17 protein-coding genes are annotated in these 20968 nt (G+C 56.2%); 13 read left to right on the top strand and 4 right to left on the bottom strand.

What is annotated here, in order from left to right; genetic code table 11:
• Positions 1-908: 908 nt before the first annotated feature.
• From IT971_RS20040 to thpR, 5 genes are all read left to right on the top strand, one after another.
• Positions 909-1610, top strand: a complete 702-nt coding sequence (locus tag IT971_RS20040; protein WP_007088749.1) for a J domain-containing protein — start codon at positions 909-911, stop codon at positions 1608-1610.
• A 135-nt stretch (positions 1611-1745) separates the two neighbouring features.
• A complete protein-coding gene (locus IT971_RS20035) occupies positions 1746-2864 on the top strand; it encodes an FIST C-terminal domain-containing protein (protein WP_063092481.1) in 1119 nt (372 codons plus the stop codon).
• Positions 2865-3008: 144 nt separating this feature from the next.
• Positions 3009-4049, top strand: coding sequence for an NADP(H)-dependent aldo-keto reductase (locus IT971_RS20030; protein WP_063092482.1), 1041 nt, complete (start codon positions 3009-3011; stop codon positions 4047-4049).
• 49 nt (positions 4050-4098) lie between these two features.
• Positions 4099-4965 carry a pirin family protein gene (locus IT971_RS20025; protein WP_063092483.1) on the top strand — a complete coding sequence of 289 codons (867 nt, stop codon included), beginning with the start codon at positions 4099-4101 and terminating at the stop codon, positions 4963-4965.
• Between the two features lie 61 nt (positions 4966-5026).
• Positions 5027-5569 carry an RNA 2',3'-cyclic phosphodiesterase gene (thpR, locus tag IT971_RS20020; RefSeq protein WP_063092484.1) on the top strand — a complete coding sequence of 181 codons (543 nt, stop codon included), beginning with the start codon at positions 5027-5029 and terminating at the stop codon, positions 5567-5569.
• A 60-nt stretch (positions 5570-5629) separates the two neighbouring features.
• Here thpR and IT971_RS20015 read toward each other — a convergent pair whose 3' ends face one another.
• The 3 genes from IT971_RS20015 to IT971_RS20005 all read right to left on the bottom strand — a co-directional run bounded on the left by IT971_RS20015 (position 5630) and on the right by IT971_RS20005 (position 9765).
• On the bottom strand, positions 5630-6751 hold the full coding sequence (locus IT971_RS20015) for a hypothetical protein (protein WP_156487963.1): 1122 nt from the start codon (positions 6749-6751) through the stop codon (positions 5630-5632).
• A gap of 948 nt (positions 6752-7699) precedes the next feature.
• A complete protein-coding gene (locus tag IT971_RS20010; RefSeq protein ID WP_063092487.1) occupies positions 7700-8404 on the bottom strand; it encodes a GntR family transcriptional regulator in 705 nt (234 codons plus the stop codon).
• Complete coding sequence (locus IT971_RS20005) at positions 8401-9765, bottom strand: formimidoylglutamate deiminase (RefSeq protein WP_063092488.1); 1365 nt, start codon at positions 9763-9765, stop codon at positions 8401-8403. The genes IT971_RS20010 and IT971_RS20005 overlap by 4 nt, the downstream gene beginning before the upstream one ends.
• A 148-nt stretch (positions 9766-9913) precedes the next feature.
• Between IT971_RS20005 and hutI the strand changes: the two genes are divergently transcribed.
• The 7 genes from hutI (at position 9914) to IT971_RS19970 (ending at position 18426) form a co-directional block, all read left to right on the top strand.
• Entirely contained in the window at positions 9914-11071 is a 1158-nt protein-coding gene (gene hutI / locus IT971_RS20000) for an imidazolonepropionase (RefSeq protein WP_369813947.1), read from the top strand.
• Positions 11072-11125: 54 nt separating this feature from the next.
• Positions 11126-12667, top strand: coding sequence for a histidine ammonia-lyase (gene hutH / locus IT971_RS19995; protein ID WP_007088759.1), 1542 nt, complete (start codon positions 11126-11128; stop codon positions 12665-12667).
• Positions 12664-13473 (top strand): N-formylglutamate deformylase, encoded by an 810-nt coding sequence (gene hutG / locus IT971_RS19990; RefSeq protein ID WP_007088760.1) that lies wholly within the window; start codon positions 12664-12666, stop codon positions 13471-13473. The genes hutH and hutG overlap by 4 nt, the downstream gene beginning before the upstream one ends.
• The gene (gene hutU, locus IT971_RS19985) at positions 13470-15146 is read left to right on the top strand and encodes a urocanate hydratase (protein WP_063092490.1); all 1677 of its coding nucleotides are present in this window, start codon (positions 13470-13472) and stop codon (positions 15144-15146) included. Before hutG ends, hutU begins: the two co-directional genes overlap by 4 nt.
• Positions 15147-15217: 71 nt before the next feature.
• On the top strand, positions 15218-16315 hold the full coding sequence (locus IT971_RS19980; protein ID WP_007088762.1) for a TRAP transporter substrate-binding protein: 1098 nt from the start codon (positions 15218-15220) through the stop codon (positions 16313-16315).
• 60 nt (positions 16316-16375) lie between these two features.
• Complete coding sequence (locus IT971_RS19975) at positions 16376-16879, top strand: TRAP transporter small permease subunit (protein WP_063092491.1); 504 nt, start codon at positions 16376-16378, stop codon at positions 16877-16879.
• Positions 16879-18426, top strand: a complete 1548-nt coding sequence (locus tag IT971_RS19970; protein ID WP_063092492.1) for a TRAP transporter large permease subunit — start codon at positions 16879-16881, stop codon at positions 18424-18426. The genes IT971_RS19975 and IT971_RS19970 overlap by 1 nt, the downstream gene beginning before the upstream one ends.
• A 49-nt stretch (positions 18427-18475) precedes the next feature.
• On the opposite strand, the gene IT971_RS19965 is transcribed toward IT971_RS19970, so the two are convergent.
• The gene (locus tag IT971_RS19965) at positions 18476-18976 is read right to left on the bottom strand and encodes an Lrp/AsnC family transcriptional regulator (protein ID WP_196871093.1); all 501 of its coding nucleotides are present in this window, start codon (positions 18974-18976) and stop codon (positions 18476-18478) included.
• 109 nt (positions 18977-19085) lie between these two features.
• On the opposite strand from IT971_RS19965, the gene IT971_RS19960 reads away from it, so the two are divergent.
• Complete coding sequence (locus IT971_RS19960; protein WP_074624794.1) at positions 19086-20942, top strand: tyrosinase family protein; 1857 nt, start codon at positions 19086-19088, stop codon at positions 20940-20942.
• The last annotated feature ends 26 nt before the right edge of the window (positions 20943-20968 follow it).

Genomic DNA, 20968 nt, shown 5'->3' with positions numbered 1-20968 from the left:
CCGCCTCCGCACCAACCGCATTCAGGTGACCGGATTTCTCAAAGGCTGTACCCGTTGGTGCAGCCTTTTCTTCTTGCGGTGGAATTCGATAATTCCTTTTATAACAAATAATTGCTGGGCGGCATTGGCATGAAAATACAGGATTTCCATCGTCCTCCAGGATCAGTTTCGACAGAAACTATCCCGAAAAACTGCATACGTAGATAGAATTAGAAAGCAAACCGAAACGATTTTGGTGAAGCAGGGCGGGGCAAAGTCGATCTGCTCGTTTTTTCAGGTTTATGTGTTTATTATCAATGGTTTGAGATGTTTCAGGGACGGCTGGGAAATGGTAAAAACCGGCCCGAAAATGGCCCAAAAGCCCTCAGAACACCTGATTGAGTGTGAAATTAACACATCATTTACTTTCGGTTATGTTTCGAATATCCCGATCCGCAACTACATTTGTAGTCATCTCTGGTTTGATCTGACAGAACAAATGCAAACGAGACGTTAATTCAACCAAATTGACGCCGTTGCCGCCGGGGCGAGCCAAAGCATAAAAACCGAAAATAATTCAATAATAACAATATATTATGGATTTTCCCCCGTTTATGGGGCCGCAAACATGGGGGATCCATTCTTGCGGGCGGGCTAAGGGGCTGAAACTCAGGCGAAGAATCGATAATGCGGGAAAAGATATTTTAATATCAAATACTTATCTTGTCTCTACGGTATCGGGAACCCCTGCGAAATCGCCTGTTTTGCCTGTGGATGAATCGGAAGCGATTCAATTTTGCCTACAACCGCAGTTGCAGCCGGGTTCTCCCGCCGCTACACTTTAGCCAAATTGATCTTCTCAGTCGGGATTGCGGTGGTTTTTCCGCCGTAAGATATTGATTTAAATTGATATATATCGGGCAAGGGTGATGGCGGCACAATCAGTCAAACAATCCTACACCATTCCGTGTTCTTCGATGTTCCGTGATGCTGTTCTCGCACTGGCCGCCAAACGCGGGGTCAATGCGGCCGATCTGGCGCGTTCCGTCATGCTGATTGTGCCCGAAGGCGCGATTGAAGATTACGAGGACCCGGGCGATCCGCCGCCGGGTGATCGTGAAACCATCGTCCTGAAATCAGGCCCCGCCGAAGGCCGTCCCTGGCGGCGCAAACCAAGATTGCAATTGCGTTTGCCACCGGGGCATTCAATCATCGCGGTGCGCAAGGCGCTCAATATGGCGCTGCATTTCGACAAGGGCGAAGTCAAGATGCGCGTTGAAAAGGCCGATATCCTTGCGGCCGAACGCAAGGCACTGGAAGAAGCCCACGCCATCCGAAAACGCCAGGCCGAACCGCCCGTCGAACTTCTGCAATCGCGCGAGGAACTCGAACGTCTGCGCGCCATTGTCGATAATCTGGCGTTCGAACCGCTGGATCGCGGCGTCACCACCTTTAACGAAGCCCTGCATGTCATGGGCTTTGCGCCCAATGCCCGTCCCGACATGAAGTCCATCCGCACCAAATATCGCATTCTGGCCGCCATTCACCACCCCGATAGCAATTATGGATCGCACCAGCGCATGACACAGCTTAATGCCGCCATGGACCTGTTGCGCCGACATATTGCCTGACGGGGCAGGGCTGAAATCTTTGTTCGCCCATTGTGAATGGCCCCCCCGAATGCTTAGATAATGCTTGGATAACCACAAGACCAAGAAAACGGACCGCCACATCATCAGGCAGGTTTTCAAAAAGCGGGAGAATGCATGACGGCTGAATTTCATGCGGCACATGCCAGCGGGGAAAATTGGGCAGCAGTCGCCACCGAACTGGCCGATCAATTGCAAACACAGCCATTGCCGCAACAGGCACTGGCTTTTTTATATGTCTCCGAGGCACTGGCCGCCGACCTTGGCAGCATCCTGACCTTCCTGCGTTCCCGCCTGTCGCTTGAACACTGGGTCGGCACTGTCGGGATTGGTGTGTGCGGGTCTGGCCGGGCCTATTTCGGGGTTCCGGCCGCCTCCGTGATGGTGGCCCCGATTGATCCGAATGATTTTCATATTTTCGAACCGCTTAAAACCGATAACGATCTCGATGCACCGGAATTGCAGCGGGCGATTGATCGCCTGCAACCGATCTTTGGTCTGGTTCACGGCGATCCGGGCGCACCTGACAGCCTGGCCACTCTTTCCGAACTGGCGCGTCTGGGGTCAACCTATCTGGTTGGCGGCATTGCATCGGGGGAACGCGGCGCGCCGCAAATCGCCGACAAGGTCGTCGAAGGCGGCCTTTCGGGGGTTTTGTTTGCCGACAAAACGATTGTGCAGGTCGGAATCAGTCAGGCCTGCACCCCGGTCGGACCGGTGCATCGCGTGACCGAGGGACGCGATGGCATCATCGCAACCCTTGATGATCGTCCGGCCCTCGAAGTTTTCAAATCGGAAATGGAAGCCGACGGTAACGAAAATTCCATCGCCTCGGGCCGCTATCACGTTGCCCTGATAGTGCCGGGCTCTGATACCGGCGATTTTGTTGTCCGCAACCTGATGGGGGTCGATCCGCACAACAACCTGATGGCCATCAGCGGCGATGTGCAGGTGGGCGATACCATCCGTTTCGTGCGGCGTGACGGCGTTGCTGCCGAACAGGATTTGCGCCGCATGCTGGGCGATTTGCAAAAACGCCTTCCCGGCAAACCGCGCGGCGCGCTTTATTGCAGTTGTGTCGCCCGCGGGCCGCATCTGTTTGGCACCGAAAGCCGTGAAATGATGATCATCCGCGATGAAATCGGTGATCTGCCGCTCACCGGATTTTACGGCAGTGGCGAGGTCTGCAATGATCGCTTTTACAGCTATACCGGGGTTCTGACCCTGTTCATCTAGGATCAAATGCGTCGAAAATTCATTGCAATTCCATGATGTTGCAAGAAAATTTGCGCTAAAAGCTTTCATCACTCCGCGACCGGGATATATTCATACCATTGAAAATAAAATGCGCCCAATCAGGGCGTAAAAGGGGATTGATCTATGGAATATCGTCGATTGGGTCGGACTGACATCAATGTCAGTGTGATTTGTCTGGGTACCATGACCTGGGGCCAGCAGAATACGCAGGAAGAAGCGTTCGAACAGCTCGATTACGCCACCGGCAATGAAATCAATTTCATCGACACCGCCGAAATGTATCCGGTTCCGGCGATGGAAGAAACCTTCACCAGAACCGAAACCATCATCGGCAACTGGCTGGAAAAACGGGGTCGTCGTGATGATCTGGTCATCGCATCCAAAATTGTCGGCCCGGCAGAACGTTTTCCCTATGTCCGGGGTGGCCCGCGCCTGACCCGTGCGCAGATCAACGAGGCGATTGACGGTTCCCTCACACGCCTCAAAACCGATTATGTCGATATCTATCAGCTCCATTGGCCGGATCGGAATTCCAACTTCTTTGGCAAGCTCGGTTACGTCCATGACGCGAACGAGGAATTCACCCCGATCGAGGAAACCCTCGAAGCCCTGCATGACCTCGTGCAGGCAGGCAAAATCCGCTATATCGGTCTGTCGAACGAAACCCCGTGGGGCTTGATGAAGTTCCTTGAACTGGCCGAGAAAAAAGGCTGGCCGCGCGTGGTTTCGGTGCAGAATCCTTACGGGCTTTTGAACCGGACTTATGAAGTCGGTCTGGCGGAATGCTCGATCCGCGAAGATGCCGGTCTTCTGGCGTATTCGCCATTGGGCGGTGGCGCTTTGTCGGGCAAATATCTCGGCGGTGCCCGCCCGGAAGGCGCGCGTTCATCCATCTGGCCGCAATATTTCGGCCGCTACCTGACGGAAAATGGCATCAAGGCGACCGAGGCCTATGTCAAACTTGCCAAGGATAACGGTCTTGATCCCGCGCAGATGGCGCTGGCTTATGTCAATACCCGCCCGTTCCTGACCGCCAACATCATTGGTGCGACCAGCATGGAACAGCTCAAATCCAATATCGGCTCTGCCTATCTTGAACTGTCCGACGACGTTCTGGCCGAGATCGAGAAAATCCAGACAACCTGGCCGAACCCTTGCCCGTAAGGCAGGAAGAAACCAGATAGGTCTCAGATACATTAAAAGGAGGCGGCGCATGTCTATACTGATTTCCGGCAAGGAAACCAATCTTGGTCCCCTGTCCGTGCGCCGCGTCCTGCCACATCGGGATGTCCGGTCTGTCGGTCCGTTTGTGTTTTTTGATCGCATGGGACCGGCATCGTTCGAGCCGGGGCAGGGGGTTGACGTTGCCCCGCATCCCCATATCGGGCTTGCCACCGTCACCTATCTTTTCGAAGGTGCGATCCGCCATCATGACAGCCTTGGAAGTTTGCTCGAAATCCAGCCGGGCGATCTCAACTGGATGAGTGCCGGGCGCGGCATCACCCATTCCGAACGCGAAACCGATGCGGTACGCAACAGCCATCATAAACTCGATGGCCTGCAATTATGGGCGGCCCTGCCCGAAGACGAAGAAGAATCCGACCCGGAATTTTTCCATATCGCCAAGGACGACCTGCCGATTATCGAAGATGCCGGTTTGCATATGCGCCTGATCGCGGGCGAGGCCTTCGGCAAAACCGCCCCGGTTCCGGTCAAGTCCAAGCTGTTCTATCTTGATGTCCGCATGGATGCTGGCGCGCAGCTTCTGCTGCCCGGCGAAAATCAGGAAGCCGCCCTGTATGTCGTTTCCGGCAGCCTGCGCATTGATGGCGATCTGTATGAACCGGAAAACTTCATCTATATCGCGCCCGAAGAAATTCCCGATATCGTCGCCCAATCCGATTGCCGCGTGATGCTGCTCGGCGGGTTGCCGGTCGGCTATCGCCATATCTGGTGGAACTTCGTTTCCAGTTCCAGGGAACGGATCGATAAGGCCAAGGCCGACTGGGCCGCGGGCCGCTTCCCGCAAATCAAGGGCGAGGACGACATCATCCCGCTGCCGGGCCGTTCGACCGGATAAATACCGGGCGGTCGTCCACTCAAATCCCCATCTGCCAGATTGTCGTGCGTGAGTTCCGAATATGCGTTTGTTTGTTGGCGTCGAAATTCCGGCTGATATTGCCGACGACCTTTACCCGTTGGCGCGCGGGATCAAGGGGCTCGATGCCCAGACCCCGGAAAACATGCACATCACGCTGAAATTCATCGGCAATGTCGATCCCGGTCTGGCCCGCGAAATCGATGCGGCCCTGTCCGAACTCCCGTTCGAACCGTTCGACCTTCGCGTGCAGGGCCTTGGCATCTTTGCGTCTGCCCGCAAACTGCGCATTTTCTGGGCCGGTGTCACTGATCAACCCGCCCTGCACAGTCTTGCAAACCGGGTGGAAAAGGCATTGCTGCGGCTCGAAGAATGCCCGGACATGGACATGCGCAAATTCACCCCGCATATCACTTTGGGCCGTAACCGCGACGCCGCCCGTGCGACCGTCGAACAGGCGGTGGCCGACAATATCGACCTGACCTCGCGCAGCTTCACCGTTGATCGCTTCTGCCTCTACGAAAGCCACTCAACCGTCGATGGCCCTGAATTCCGGGTGATTGCGGCGTATAACGGGTTTGAATGATTGGGCAGACAAAAGCCTGACTGCGGCTTCAGAAAAGGGAACAGTCCCCTTTTTCTAATTCTAATCGAACAATATTCTACACAGGTTGAAGCCCGTTTTATCTCCCACCAGCATCGTCTCTTCATCAAAGGCCAAGGCAACACGATCATGTTTACGCTGGCCAAGACTCATCCCTGGTGTCAAGGGCAACATGCCCAATGGGGCGGACAGGTCCGGCGGATATATCAGGATCTTGTTGAGCCCAGCGAGCTTCAGCACGCTATAGGACATATCCCGGCTAAAGGTCAGATCGCCCAGCGGCAACTGGCTGACAGCTTTCAGATGCAGCTCAGGCGCACGAGGCTTCTTGAAGCGCTGCCAGAACCCGCGCTCCTCGGCAACCGCACCAACGATGTCATAATCAATGACAAGTTTCGTTTCAAAGGTTGGCCCGCTGTTGAAATGGGTTGCTTGCCCCCCGTTTGTTACCGCGCGGAGCTTCCTGCCCCACAAGAACGCGTCCATTATAAACAACCAAGAAGAGCCCATTGCACGGTCACGCCACGCTGCCATGACTTCTGGGGAGTTCAATTCCACCGGCAAGCCGGTCCACTCGAAACTGTCGCCCGTTCGGCGCAGAAACGCAAAAAAGCGCCCAACCCGGACTCTGAAATTATCAGATAGCGTCACCAAAAGCAGATCATCACTGACCGCCATGGCGCTCAGTGGGTTGGGTTTGCGACCAAAGGAATCCTGTCGGGAAATCTCCATTTCCGCGAGGAAATCCATATTGCGAATTGGATAGGTCTGAAGACACCGGCTAAAATCGGCAGACATCACGTGCAAGCGATCATAATCCAGCCAGCCAAAGGCCCCGCGCCACGGAAACAAGCTGCTTGAATGATGATCAGAGGATGCATTTTCCTCAATCGCAGACCTGTAAAGGCCCACTGTCTCGAGCTTATCAGCCGCAGGCGACCACACAGCAGCCAAAGGCGCGCCATCCTTGACGGAGGAGCCCTCTACCAGAATTCTTGCGTCTGGCAAGATGACCATGGACCGGGCCCGCTCTATCACCCCTTCGAAATTAACTTCGCGGATGATTTCGGATTTTAATCTTTTTTGGCTATTCGCAAATACCCTGCGGGCGGACAGGTCTTCGGACGTCATCGCATATCCGTTAGGTTTTTTCTGATTTTTCACCCAAGCTCTATGCTCGTCATACCTTACCGTCAAGCGCGCGTGCTCGCGGCCCCAGATAAGTACCGCTCAATGCCGTTTCGCAAAGCACTCGAGAAAAGGGGACTGCGAGAAAAGCGGACAGGCGCCTTTTTTACAAACCGGACGTCCCGCAACTGAGCAAGCCCGAACAAACCTTGGGTTCCACAGACGGCCATCAAGCTCACGGCCTGCGCCACGGCGACTTCCGGCAATGCAGGACTTCGGGCAACGCCGGACACATCCCGGGCTTTCGCCAGCTTTGCCAACAGACGGCCCGCAGACAGCCAGTCCCTTTCGGCAATGGCCTGACCTCGAAGTCCGGACATACCACGGGCCCAAGGACCAAGGGCCTCCCGCAACCTCGCCGACGGACCATCATCGGGCTTTCTGCCCACCTCGATCACTTTCCGGCCACGGCGACAACCTGCCACCCCGACGTCCAGACAAACCTCGGGCGGCCGCCATTTTCACCAGCAGACGGATTTCGGGCGCACTGCCCCCAACCTGCCCACCACCGACGGGCCACAAATCACTGCCGCCACTGCTGCCATTTATGCCCCATCCGGCAAATCCGGGGTCCGTTCCCCGATAAGACGCACCTCTCCTGTCATGACAAATAAGCGTGTTCGAAACGTATTAGAACCGGCGCGGAACACCGCCGTAATGGCTCCGCCATCCGCCGACGCATATCCTGCGGGCTGCCCCGCTGCCCTGCCTCAATCCTTGCCGCTGCATCCTGATATCCTCTTTGATCCGGCCCCAAACGCAAAAACCCGCAGAGCCTACAAGGCTTTGCGGGTTTCGGTCCGGGTGTATTTCTCCCGTTGACTTTTCTCTTATGCCATAATTAAAAGAACAAATCAAGAACTTTTTTAGGAAATCTGAAAAAAGGGGCGGATATGCGCAGAAACCAAAGGCTCTGTGGAAGGTCTAAAGTGCCGTATGCATCCGATATCCCGGCGCGAATAACAGCCGGGCGGAGGTAATGCCCTGTTCCCCTTCCCAGGTCGTGCGCTCGATCAGGAACAGCGGTTCATTCTTTTGCGTGCGCAGGATTTCGGCTTCGTTTTCGGAAGCCAGCACGGCGGAAAATGAAATGTCGCCCTTGGTGTAGGGGGCATGAAGTACCAGCCATTCATTGGCACTGATTTTGGACAGATCAGCATCAACAATTTCTGGCGTCGCGGCGACCGAGACCCAGCGTTCTTCAAACATATAGGGCTTGCCATCCGCCAGATGCAGCGACGTGATATGCAGCATGTCGCTGTCAGGTGTTACACCCAGATTGGCGCAGATTTCCGGCGGCGGGCTGCGGCGTTCGCGAAACAGCAGGGCATAGGCGTATTTCTGGCCGCGGCCCTCGATCTCCAGCCGTATGACCGGAATGTCAAGCCGCGCGCGTCGCACCGGATGGGCCGCAACACGGGTTCCGGCCTTGCGGCGGCGATCAAGGAAGCCCTCGGTGGCAAGTTCGCGAAGCGCCCGGTTGACGGTCGCGCGCGCGCAGCCCAGTTCCTCGGCCAGTTCGACTTCCTTGGGGATCTGGTCGCCCGGTTTCCATTCACGGGTGTGAATGCGGCGCAGGACCTCGTCATGGACCGATTGCCAGTTTGTCAGTTCCGTGGTGGTGCTCACACCGCTTCCTTGAGTTGTTCCATCACCTTGCGATACCGGCCCGTGATCGTATCATGTGCGATATGGCGGCCCTCGGTCACGACATGGCGACCGGCCGACCAGACATCACGCACCATGCGATCATCTCCGGCAAAGACATATGTATCGAGGATCGTATCGCCTGTCCGACCGATAAGGTCAACTGCCGCGCCATCAAGCGCCATCAGATCGGCCAGTGCGCCGACCTCGATCCGGCCGGCATTGCGGCCTGCCGCCTGTGCGCCGCCTTTGGCAACCGCATCGAACAACCGGCGGGCGGTGGATTTTTCCGGGGTGGCAAGGGCGGCACGCGATTTATCGCGCAGACGCTGGCTGTATTCCAGTGTGCGGAGTTCTTCGGAAAGTGAAATGCGAATGTTGGAATCCGATCCGACACCGATATTTCCACCCGCATTCAGGTACCGCACACCATCAAAGATACCATCGCCAAGGCTGCTTTCGGTGATCGGGCAAAGCCCGGCAACAGCCCCGGTTCTGGCAAGGCCAAGCGTCTCGTGTTCCTGCATCTGCGTGCAATGGATCAGGCACCAGTTTTCATCGACATCGGCATGTTCAAGCAGCCATTCGACCGGGCGCTTGCCCCAGGATGCCGCGACTTCCTCGACCTCGGCGACCTGTTCGGCCAGATGCATGTGAACCGGACCGTCCTTTGACAGCCGCGTGGTGGCAATCAGGTCCTCGCGACCAACGGCGCGCAGCGAATGCGGGGCAACGCCCATGCGTGTGTCGGACGGCAGGGATTTCAACGCCCTTTCGCTTTCCTCATACAATTTGGCAAAGCGTTCCGGATCATTGCCAAACCGGATTTGCCCCGCGCCCAGCGGGCGTTTGTCGCAACCGCCGAACTGGTAATGCACGGGCAGAAGCGTCAGGCCGATACCGGTGATGTTTGCCGCCGCCGCAATGCGTTCGGCCATCTCGGCGATATTGTCATAGGGAACGCCGCCCGGTTGATGGTGCAGGTAATGGAACTCGGTATTGTTGGCGTATCCGGCTTCGAGCATTTCCATTTGCACAAAGGCCGCGATGTCCTGCACGTGATCCGGGGTGAGCTGATCAAGGAAGCGGAACATCAATTGTCGCCATGTCCAGAAGGTATCACGGGGATCGGGGCCGCGTTTTTCGGTCAGTCCGGCCATCGAACGCTGAAACGCGTGGCTATGCAGGTTCGATATCGCGGGCAGAAGCGTACCAACGCGGTTTCCGGTGGCAGGGGAATCGGCCTGAACCTTTGTGATTCTGCCGTCTTTACCAATCTCGATCAGGACGCTGTTTTCCCAGCCTTTGGTGGTAAGTGCCTGATTTGCCCAGAGAACCGTCATTGCTTCTACCTGTCTTGACAGTGATATTATGTACGTACATATTATATTTAATAACAGACTTATCAAGGGTGAGCTTTACATGCTTTTGGGGAATGCGAAAATTGTCGCGATCGATAAAGCGCCGGGCAAAGATCAATTATCATATTGTATGATTGATAAGGGCGCGGTGGCGATTGAAGGCGAAAAGATCGTCTGGGTCGGCGATGCCGACGCGATCCCCGAAGACTATAAAGACAGCAAAAAATTCCCCTATCGCGATCTTGAAGGCCGCCTGATCACCCCGGCTCTGATAGATTGCCATACCCATGTCGTGCATGGCGGCAATCGCGCGGTTGAGTTCGAAATGCGTCTGCAAGGGGCAAGTTACGAGGAAATCGCCCGTGCGGGCGGTGGTATTGTCTCAACCGTAAGCGCAACCCGCGCCGCCAGTGTCGAAGAATTGCTGGCAAGTGCCTTGCCGCGGGTCGATGGGCTGCTAGCCGAGGGTGTTTGCGTGATCGAGGTCAAATCCGGTTACGGGCTGGACCGCGACACGGAACTGAACATGTTGCGCGCCGCACGTGCGATTGAAAAACATCGCCCGGTTCGAATCAAAACCACTTTCCTTGGTGCCCACGCTACCCCGGCAGAATTCAAGGGTGAACCGGATCGTTATATAGACGAGGTCTGCATCCCGACATTGCGCGCGGCCCACGCCGAAGGGCTGGTCGATGCGGTTGACGGTTTCTGTGAAGGCATCGCGTTTGATACCGCACAGATTGCCCGTGTGTTCGATGTCGCCCGCGCGCTTGGCATTCCGGTCAAACTGCATGCCGAACAGCTTTCAAATATCGGCGGCACCAAACTGGCCGCGAGCTATGGCGCACTGTCGGTCGATCATGTCGAATATGCCAACAAAGAAGATGCGATGGCCATGGCCAAATCCGGCTCGGTCGCGGTCCTGTTGCCCGGCGCATTTTATACCCTGCATGAAAAACAGTTGCCGCCCGTCGCTGCCTTTCGAAAGCATGGCGTGCCAATCGCGGTCGCCACCGATTGCAATCCGGGGACATCGCCGCTGATGTCGATCCTGCTCGCGATGAATATGTCCTGCACATTATTCCGCCTGACCCCCGAAGAAGCCTTGGTCGGGGCAACGGCCCATGCCGCCCGTGCACTGGGCCTGTCCGATACCGGGCAGGTCAGAGCGGGGATGCGTGCCGATCTGACGATCTGGAATGTGTCGCACCCGGCAGAGCTTTCATACCGCATCGGGTTCAACCCGCTGTTCGAACGTATTTTTGGTGGGGTTCCGGTCGCGCGCTAGGCGCCCTGAACTCTGCCCACGCGCCCCGAAACCTGTATTCGACAAGGATGCAAAATGACCGTCACCCTGATCCCCGCGTCTGTGAAACTGGCCGATCTTGAACATATCTGGCGCAGTCAGGCCGCCGTGAAGCTGGACCCGTCGGCCAAGGCCGGGGTCGAGGCCGCCCATGCGATGGTCCGTGCCGCCGCCGAAGGCAGTGATGCGGTTTACGGGGTCAATACCGGTTTTGGCAAACTGGCATCGGTCAAGATTGCGGCCAAGGATACCGAAACCCTGCAACGCAACCTGATCCTCAGCCATTGCTGCGGTGTCGGGGATGCGCTTGATATCCCGACCACGCGTCTGATGATGGCGTTGAAATTGCTGTCGCTCGGGCGGGGTGCATCGGGTGTGCGCTGGGACATTATCGATCTGATCGAGGGGATGCTGGAATATGGTGTAACCCCGGTCGTCCCATCGCAGGGATCGGTTGGGGCGTCGGGCGATCTGGCACCGCTTGCCCATATGACGGCGGTTATGATCGGTGCAGGCGAAGCGGTCTATCGCGGTGAAACCATGGCCGGTGCGGATGCCCTGAAAAGGGCTGGTTTGACACCGGTGGTCCTTGGCCCGAAAGAGGGCCTTGCCCTGATTAACGGCACACAGTTTTCAACCGCATGCGCATTGGTCGGGCTGTTTTCAGCCTGGCGCAACGCGGCCAGTTCGATTGTCACCGCCTCGCTCTCGACCGATGCGATCATGGGATCGACAGCCCCACTGGTTGATGAAATCCATACGCTGCGCGGTCATCCGGGGCAGATCAATGTGGCGCGCGCGATGCGCGCATTGATGGACGGATCGGAAATCCGCGAAAGCCATCGCGAAGGCGATACCCGCGTTCAGGACCCCTATTGCATCCGCTGCCAGCCGCAGGTGACCGGGGCAGCCATGGATTTGCTGCGCTTCGCCGGGCAGACGCTGGAGATCGAGGCCAATGCGGTCACCGATAATCCGCTGGTTCTCAAAGAAGATGGCCGGATTGTTTCGGGCGGGAATTTCCATGCCGAACCGGTGGCCTTTGCCGCCGATCAGATTGCCCTTGCCGTTGCCGAGATCGGGGCGATTGCCCAGCGTCGCGTGGCATTGATGGTTGATCCGACGCTTTCACATGATCTGCCGCCGTTCCTGACCCCCGATCCGGGTTTGAATTCCGGTCTGATGATTGCCGAGGTCACGACGGCAGCGCTCATGAGCGAGAACAAGCATCTTGCCAATCCGTGCTCGACCGACAGCACGCCGACCAGCGCCAATCAGGAAGACCATGTGTCGATGGCCGCCCACGGTGCACGCCGACTGGCCCGGATGAATGCCAACCTTTCCTACATTCTGGGGGTTGAGCTGATCTGTGCGGCACAGGGCGTTGAATTCCGCCGTCCGCTGAAAACCAGTGCCGGTTTGCAGGATGTCCTGGCGATGGTCCGCAAAGACATTCCAAGTGTCGAGCAGGACCGTTACATGGCACCTGATCTGGCGAAGGCGGCGGAGCTGGTCACCAACGGCAGCCTTGTTTCGGCGGCGAAACTTTCGGGTTTTGTGGTGGGGGGCAACGCATGACCAAGAGCAATCCGGTTGAAGTCAGGCACGGCGATGGTCCCATCGTTCTGGGATTGCCCCATACGGGGACCTATGTTCCAGACGACATTGCCGCAAAACTGAATGATCGCGGGCGCGAACTTGCCGATACGGATTGGCATATCCACACGCTTTATGACGGGCTTCTCGATAATGTCACGACGGTTCGGGCAACGTTCCATCGTTACGTGATCGATGCCAATCGCGACCCGGCAGGGGTCAGTTTGTATCCCGGTCAGAACACCACGACCTTGGTGCCGCTGACTGATTTTGATGGTGAAAACATCTGGGATCAGGCACCTGACGACGATGATATCGCATTTCGCGCCCATCATTTTCACAGAGCCTATCATCAGGCATTGGCAGGCGAGCTTGACCGGGTCCGCGAAAAGCATGGGGTCGCGATCCTCTATGATTGTCATTCGATCAGATCGCATATCCCGTTCCTGTTTGACGGGAAGCTTCCCGATTTCAATATTGGCACCAATCTGGGGACGACCTGCGATCCGGTGATCGAGGCGGCAGCGCGCGATGTCTGTGCCGCGGCGAAGGATTACACCAGCATCGTTAATGGCCGTTTCAAAGGCGGCTGGACCACGCGCCATTACGGTCGCCCCGATATCAATCAGCACGCCATCCAGATGGAATTGGCGCAATCAACCTATCTTCAGGCCGAGGCAGCACCCTGGGCCTATGACGAAAGCCGTGCCGCAAAACTGCGCACGCATCTGACTTCCATTCTTGAAAAATTGGCCGAACTGGCCCCGACGTTAAGAGGCAAATCATGAGCAACAATCCGCGGCATAACCAGCGCGACGTCTATCCGGCAACCGGCACGGAAATCACTGCCAAAAGCTGGCTGACCGAAGCACCGATGCGCATGTTGATGAATAACCTGCATCCGGACGTTGCCGAAAACCCGCATGAACTTGTGGTTTATGGCGGTATCGGCCGGGCGGCACGTACCTGGAAGGATTTTGACCAGATCGTTGCCAGCCTGAAGGAACTGGAAGATGACCAGACTCTTTTGGTGCAGTCGGGCAAGCCGGTTGGCGTGTTTCGCACCCACAAGGATGCACCGCGTGTTTTGATTGCGAACTCCAACCTTGTGCCGCATTGGGCCAACTGGGATCATTTCAACGAACTCGATAAAAAAGGTCTGGCGATGTATGGCCAGATGACGGCGGGGTCGTGGATTTATATCGGATCACAGGGCATCGTTCAGGGCACCTATGAAACCTTTGTCGAGGCCGGGCGTCAGCATTATGGAGGCAGCCTTAAGGGCAAATGGATCCTGACGGGTGGTCTTGGCGGTATGGGCGGTGCACAGCCATTGGCCGCGGTTATGGCCGGTGCGTGCTGTCTGGCCGTCGAATGTGATGAAACGCGGGCCGATTTCCGCCTTCGGACCCGCTATGTCGATGAAAAAACCCATTCGCTGGACGAGGCACTGGCGATGATTGATCGCTGGACCAAAGCGGGAGAGGCGAAATCGGTTGCCCTGATCGGCAATGCCGCCGATGTGTTCCCGGAACTGGTCAAACGTGGTGTCCGCCCCGATATCGTGACCGATCAGACATCGGCCCATGACCCGGTGCATGGTTACCTGCCGCAGGGCTGGTCTGTCGCGGAATGGCGCGAAAAGCAGGAATCTGATCCGAAAGCGGTGGCAAAGGCCGCGCGCGCATCGATGCGTGTTCAGGTCGAGGCGATGGTTGCCTTCCACGATGCCGGTATCCCGACGGTCGATTACGGCAACAATATCCGTCAGATGGCCCTCGAAGAAGGATTTGAAAACGCGTTTGCGTTCCCGGGCTTTGTTCCGGCCTATATTCGGCCGCTGTTCTGCAAGGGGATCGGACCGTTCCGCTGGGCTGCACTTTCGGGCGATCCCGAGGATATCTACAAGACGGATCAGAAGGTTAAGGAACTGATCCCGGATGACAAACACCTGCATAACTGGTTGGATATGGCGCGCGAACGTATTGCGTTCCAGGGCTTGCCGGCACGTATTTGCTGGGTCGGTCTGGGGCAGCGGCACCGTCTGGGGCTTGCCTTTAACGAGATGGTCAAAAACGGTGAATTGAAAGCCCCGGTGGTGATCGGTCGCGACCATCTCGACAGTGGTTCGGTCGCAAGCCCGAACCGCGAAACCGAGGCGATGAAAGATGGTTCGGATGCGGTCAGTGACTGGCCGTTGCTTAATGCGCTGCTGAACACGGCATCGGGGGCCACCTGGGTTTCGTTGCATCACGGCGGCGGTGTCGGAATGGGCTTTTCGCAGCATTCCGGCATGGTGATTTGTTGTGACGGCACGGAAGATGCTGCACGCAGGGTCGAACGCGTCCTTTGGAATGATCCGGCAACCGGTGTGATGCGTCATGCCGATGCGGGATATGAAATCGCACTGGATTGCGCACGAGAACACGGGCTTAATCTTCCCGGGATTCTCGGCAAGTAATCTGACAAAAGAAGGGCCGGGGGCAAACGCCCCCGACCAATCAGGGTTCTTCATCAAGGAGGCTATATAAAATGAAAAGACGTGAATTTCTGACTGCCAGTGTTGCCGGTGCCGGGGCTGCCGCCATGGCGGCAACCTTTGCAACGCCAGCCATTGCACAGGATAAACGCCAATGGAACATGGTAACCGCATGGCCCAAAAACCTGCCTGGGCCAGGCGTTGCCGCACAGAAACTGGCTGATCGCATCACGACCCTTTCGGGTGGCCGGATCGAGGTCAAATTGCATGCCGCCGGTGAACTGGTGCCGGGCAACGGCGTGTTTGATGCAGTTGCCGAGGGGACTGCTGACATTTATCACGCGGTTCCGGCTTATTGGGGATCAAAATCCAAGGGCATTCTTCTGTTCGGGTCGCAGCCGTTCGGCCTGCGTGCAGACGAACAGGTCGGCTGGCTGACCCATGGTGGCGGTCAGGAACTTTATGACGAGATTTATGGCCAGTTTGGCCTGAAACCGTTCTTGTGCGGGAACTCCGGCCCGCAGTGGGCAGGCTGGTTCCGCAATGAAATCAAATCGGCCGAAGACCTTAAGGGGCTTAAATTCCGTACTACCGGCCTTGCCTCGGAAATGTGTGCCAAGCTTGGCATGGCGGTTCAGGCCATGGGCGGGCGTGACATGTTCCAGGCATTGCAGTCCGGTGCGCTTGATGCAGGCGAGTTCATCGGTCCGTGGTCCGATAGTGCGCTTGGCTTCTATCAGGTTGCCAAGAACTATTACTGGCCCGGTGTGGGCGAGCCGTCCTCGGCCGAGGAATGTGCAGTGAATGCCAAGGCATATGCCGACCTTCCCGACGACCTTAAGGCCGTGGTCAAATTTGCCTGTGACAGCCTTTATAACGAGGTCTGGACCGAGTACGAGACCAAGCATGCGATGGCCCTGAAACAGCTTGTTGCCGAGCAGGAAGTGCAGGTGCGCATGTTGCCCGATGATGTGATCGAAGCAATGGGCAAGGCAGCAGCCGAAGTGATTGGCGAGCTTCGCGAAAGTGACGATGCACTGACACGCAAAACGACTGAGAGCTTTGTTGCCTATCGTGATCTTATTGGCGGCTACATGACCTATGCCGATAACGGTCAGATGAATGCGCGCGCCAAGGTCCTTGGCTTCTGATAGAACTGAAGACCGGCGCGGGTTTGCTCGCGCCGGTCTTGTTGTTTCGCGGGGGATTTCATGCAACGCCTTGCTGATGCGCTGGATCAGGTGAACCAGTGGACCGGAATGACCGTGCGGTGGTTTGCACTTCTGATGGTTCTTTTGCAGTTTGCCGTGGTTTTGCTGCGCTATGTTTTCGGGTTCAGTTCGATCGCGTTGAATGAAAGCGTGCTTTACCTGCATTCCGGGCTTTTCATGCTGGGCGCGGGTTATACGCTTCTGGTTGATCGACATGTGCGGGTCGATATTTTCTATGCTGCGGCACACGAAACGACCAAGGCCAGGATTGATGTCTTTGGCTATGTCGTGCTTGCGATCCCGTCGATGGCGACATTGCTGTATTGGTCATGGCCGTCGGTGGTTAATTCCGTTTCGATGCTGGAAGGCGCGATTTCGGTGGGGGGGATTCCGGCCGTCTGGTTGCTTAAATCCCTGATTCCGGCCTTTTGTATTCTTTTGATTATTCAGTCGGTTGCCTGTCTTCTGCGGCAAATTATCATTTTGCGGGGGCGTACCGCCTGATGGAATACCTTGATTTATTGATGTTTGCGGCCCTGATGGGCTGCATTTTGCTTGGTTTTCCGGTGTCGTTTTCCATCGCTGGTGTGGCGGTGATTTTTGCCTTTATCGGTTGGGCAACTGACGCGATGAATATTGCGCTGATGGGGGCCCTTGGTCAGCGGGTGTTTGGTGTTCTGACCAATGACGTGCTGATTGCCATTCCGCTTTTCGTCCTCATGGGTGTGGTACTGGAAAGATCGCGCATTGCCGAAGACTTGCTTCATACCATGGGCCGGGTGTTTGGCCAGTTGCGCGGTGGGCTTGGCATCTCCGTGGTGCTGGTGGGCGCGTTGCTGGCGGCATCGACGGGGATTGTTGGTGCAACCGTGATTGCCATGGGCATGATTGCGCTTCCGACCATGTTGCGTACTGGCTATAACCCGAAAATGGCATCGGGGCTTGTGTGCACGGCGGGTACGCTGGGGCAGATCATTCCGCCGTCTACGCTTTTGATCATTCTGTCTGATGTGATGTCATCGGCCTATCAGCAGGCACAGTACGAACAGGGCAAGTTCACCATCGAAACCATTTCGGTCGGGCAGATTTTTGCAGGGGCCCTCATCCCCGGTCTGACGCTGGTGGTGATTTATATTGCCTATATCCTGTTGCGTGGTTTTTTCCGGCCAAATGATATGCCGCCGGTCAAAAGTGACGATGGCCGCCCGGATATGGGCGAGGTAATCCGGGCTATCCTGCCGCCGGTTTTGCTGATCATTGCGGTTTTGGGCGCGATCCTTGGTGGTGTCGCCACCCCGACAGAGGCCGCATCGGTCGGCGCGATTGGCGCGATCCTGATGGCCGGTGTGCGGCAGGGAGCAAACCGGAAGCTGGTCCTGGCGGGGACTGCGGCCCTTCTGATCCTTGCTGTTATGGCCGGGATTGCCCCGGTCCGGTTTCAGCGAAATGATCTGACCGGGTTTGATTATGTTCTGGGCGCTGGATATGTCGTTCTGGCGATTGCCGGTATTGCCGCGATTGCCGCGTGCCTGAGACAGGCATGGAAGGCCGACGTTCTGAAATCTGCACTGACATCGACGATGACCGTAACGGCGATGATCTTTGCCACCATCCTGACCGCCAGCATGTTTTCGCTGGTATTTATCGGGTTGGGCGGCGAAGACCATGTGGCGGAAATCCTTGAATCCATGCCCGGTGGCCCGATGGGCGCGCTGTTTTTCTGCATGGCGGTGATTTTCGTTCTGGGCTTCTTCCTTGATTTCGTGGAAATCACGGTGATCCTGCTGCCGCTGATTGCCCCCGGACTGATTATGATGGGTCATGATCCGGTGTGGCTGGCGATCCTGATTGCGATCAATCTGCAGACATCGTTCCTGACCCCGCCATTCGGGTTTTCGCTGTTTTATCTGCGCAGTGCCGCGCCTCCGGAAATCACCACCGGACAGATTTATGCCGGTGTGGTGCCGTTCATAGCACTTCAGGTGTTTGGCATTTTCGTAATCTGGTTGTGGCCGTCTTTGGCGCAATGGTTGCCAAGCGTGGTTTTCTGAGCATCTACTCAAAAGCGCCTCGTGACCTTATCCGAGGCATTTTTGTCGCCTAAAGCGGTAGGGCCCAGTCCTGCCGGACGGTACGGACCACCAGTTTGGAGGTATAGGTCTGGATCGGGATATCGGCGTAGGTTTCAAGGAAGTGATAGATATAGTCAGTATATTCCGTCGCATCGCGGAATTTGGCGATCATCACAAAATCAAAATCACCGGCGATCAGATAGCAATGCTGGATTTCAGGCCGGTTTTTGAGGATCTGCTGCATGCGTTGATCGATATCGGCGCTATCTTTTTCAAGCTTTATCAGAAACATGGCAGTGACCTGAAAGCCGAGTTTCTTTTCATCAAGGATCGCGCAGCGCGCGCGAATGACCCCGTCGCTTTCGAGTTTCTTGATCCGTCGATAACAGCTTGTCGGGGATAGCCCGACGCTGTCGCTAAGCGATTCCAGACTTTGCGTACAGTCTTTCTGGAGCTTCGCCAAAATCTTCAGATCAATCGCATCTGCCATAAATCCTGCAATAGCCCCCTGAAATTGCAAAAACCCCATCACTATTCGCCCAACTTTGCAAAATTTCTCCGTACGGAAGGGCTAAACTTAACACTACCTAAAGTGGAGAAAACTTCAATAAAACTCATGGGGTTATTCGGGGCAGGCGATGATTGTAGCGAAACCGACATGGAATTCTGACGTTAAAAACCTGTTTGTCGCGCCTTATTGGATTGCGCCTAACGAGCGAGATGCCGTGGCGCGGGGCTGGATCGGGTGCATGCGCGGTTATTTCATCGATCTGGATCAGGTGGATTCGGTCAAGGAATGGTCGGTGACGATTTATAATCATCTGGCATCGCGTAGCATGCCATTGACCACCGATCAGACTCAATTCTGGCCGATTGATGCGCTGGAAACCTTTCGGCTTTGGGTTAATCAGGGGTGGCGGGTTGATCAAACGTCCCCCTTCGATCCGGCCGACCGCATACCGCCGCCGGATTTGCCGCAAAAGGTCAAACGTATCAGGGCCGATATCCGGTCGTTAAGTCAGGACGAGCTTGATGCCTATCGTGCCAAGCTTGACGATATCATGCAGATTGGCAATCCGGACCGCGGCGCACCGTGGCAGATATTTGCCTATATCCACACCAACTGGTGCCTGCATTATCAGGAAGCCTTTGCGCTTTGGCATCGGGCGTATCTTCTGTATCTGGAAGAACTGATCGATTTTGCGATCCCCTATTGGGACTGGATGGCACAAGATGCCAGTGTCGATGGTAGCCCCGAAGCTGGCTTGCCCCAAGCGTTTCTGGACGAGGCATATATCCATCCCGGCACCGGCAAGAAGCGCCCCAACCCGTTACGTTATGCTGCGGCCAAGGACGGCAATTCCAAACTGTGTGCGATCGGCAAGATGAGCGGACCGGACTGCAAATACGTCCAGCGTAATCCGTTATTTTACACATCCGGTGATACCGACAGGGCGGAACGCACCAAGTTTTATGCGATGGCGCGGATTTTCCAGCAGCAGGTCGTTGATGCGCTGGAATTCGAAACTTTCAGCACGCCGCAGGGAGTCCCCGGTTACCCGTGGGCCAATATCCCGGCGTTTCACCCGCCGCAGCCCGATAATTTGTATCCTTATCGCGATGTCAATTTTGACGGTCTTTATGAACAGCCCCACGACAATTATCACGGCTGGCTGGGGCCGGATATGGGCGACAATGCCTATACCGCGTTTGATCCGCTGTTCCTGTCCTATCACGCCAATATCGACCGGATGCTTGAAGTCTGGATCCGCAATCATCCCGGCGCGCAATTCACCACCCAGACACCGCTTCAACCGTTTTTGGGCGCAGGTGCGACGGATGTAAGTTATTCCAGCGCGGACCATTGGCGCTATACTTCAATTGGTGAAATGGCGCAGGATAGCCGTCGTATCGGGTATGACTATGGAGAACCTCTTGCCAAACAGTTCACTGGTGACGCGGCGCGCAAGAAATCCCCGACGGCAGTAAAGGCGAAGCCATCCAAACCGGGAAAAATGGCAAAAGAGGCCGGTGTTTCCGCCGATCCGTTTGTCGCAACACGTGCCGAAGCCAAGATCATGGACGATGGCCCATGGGTGGTCTTTGACGATGTTCGTTGTACCCATGACAGTTATCTGATCGATGTTTTCATCAATCAGGCCGACGCGACCCCGAACGACGCGACAAGCTGCAACATGCATTATGTCGGCCGGTTCAGCCGGATCGGCATGGGGCTTGTCGATGATAAAGGACGTTGTGTGACACAGGGTGTGTCACGTGTTCTGAATGCCGGGCCGACCATCTATTCGCTTGATCTTCGCCCCGAAGACAAACCGCAAATTTCCCTTGTTGTGACCCACCTCGATACCGGCCGTGTTGTGACGGCTGACGAGTACAAAGCGCTACCCGGCTTTATTCCCCAGCTGGTTTGGGGGGATCCGCGCCAACCGATTATTGGACAGATGGCACCGCGCGGCTGCTGTTCGCTTCATTGATCATAACCGTGACCCAGGAGACCGAA

This window comes from Thalassospira sp. B30-1, from assembly GCF_015767575.1.
GTDB lineage: Bacteria > Pseudomonadota > Alphaproteobacteria > Rhodospirillales > Thalassospiraceae > Thalassospira > Thalassospira xiamenensis.
Note: the sequence above shows the minus strand (reverse complement) of the source record. Positions and strands in the feature narration are given on the sequence as shown.

Bases quoted from the DNA above. Each gene is read 5' to 3' on its own strand.
- hutI (WP_369813947.1), top strand. From the start codon at position 9,914: ATGATTGATAAGGGCGCGGTGGCGATTGAAGGCGAAAAGATCGTCTGG.
- thpR (WP_063092484.1), top strand. From the start codon at position 5,027: ATGCGTTTGTTTGTTGGCGTCGAAATTCCGGCTGATATTGCCGACGAC.
- IT971_RS20005 (WP_063092488.1), bottom strand. From the start codon at position 9,765: ATGACGGTTCTCTGGGCAAATCAGGCACTTACCACCAAAGGCTGGGAA.
- IT971_RS19965 (WP_196871093.1), bottom strand. From the start codon at position 18,976: ATGGGGTTTTTGCAATTTCAGGGGGCTATTGCAGGATTTATGGCAGAT.
- hutU (WP_063092490.1), top strand. From the start codon at position 13,470: ATGAGCAACAATCCGCGGCATAACCAGCGCGACGTCTATCCGGCAACC.
- IT971_RS20035 (WP_063092481.1), top strand. From the start codon at position 1,746: ATGACGGCTGAATTTCATGCGGCACATGCCAGCGGGGAAAATTGGGCA.
- hutG (WP_007088760.1), top strand. From the start codon at position 12,664: ATGACCAAGAGCAATCCGGTTGAAGTCAGGCACGGCGATGGTCCCATC.
- IT971_RS19970 (WP_063092492.1), top strand. From the start codon at position 16,879: ATGGAATACCTTGATTTATTGATGTTTGCGGCCCTGATGGGCTGCATT.
- hutH (WP_007088759.1), top strand. From the start codon at position 11,126: ATGACCGTCACCCTGATCCCCGCGTCTGTGAAACTGGCCGATCTTGAA.
- IT971_RS19980 (WP_007088762.1), top strand. From the start codon at position 15,218: ATGAAAAGACGTGAATTTCTGACTGCCAGTGTTGCCGGTGCCGGGGCT.
- IT971_RS20030 (WP_063092482.1), top strand. From the start codon at position 3,009: ATGGAATATCGTCGATTGGGTCGGACTGACATCAATGTCAGTGTGATT.
- IT971_RS20040 (WP_007088749.1), top strand. From the start codon at position 909: ATGGCGGCACAATCAGTCAAACAATCCTACACCATTCCGTGTTCTTCG.
- IT971_RS19975 (WP_063092491.1), top strand. From the start codon at position 16,376: ATGCAACGCCTTGCTGATGCGCTGGATCAGGTGAACCAGTGGACCGGA.
- IT971_RS20025 (WP_063092483.1), top strand. From the start codon at position 4,099: ATGTCTATACTGATTTCCGGCAAGGAAACCAATCTTGGTCCCCTGTCC.
- IT971_RS19960 (WP_074624794.1), top strand. From the start codon at position 19,086: ATGATTGTAGCGAAACCGACATGGAATTCTGACGTTAAAAACCTGTTT.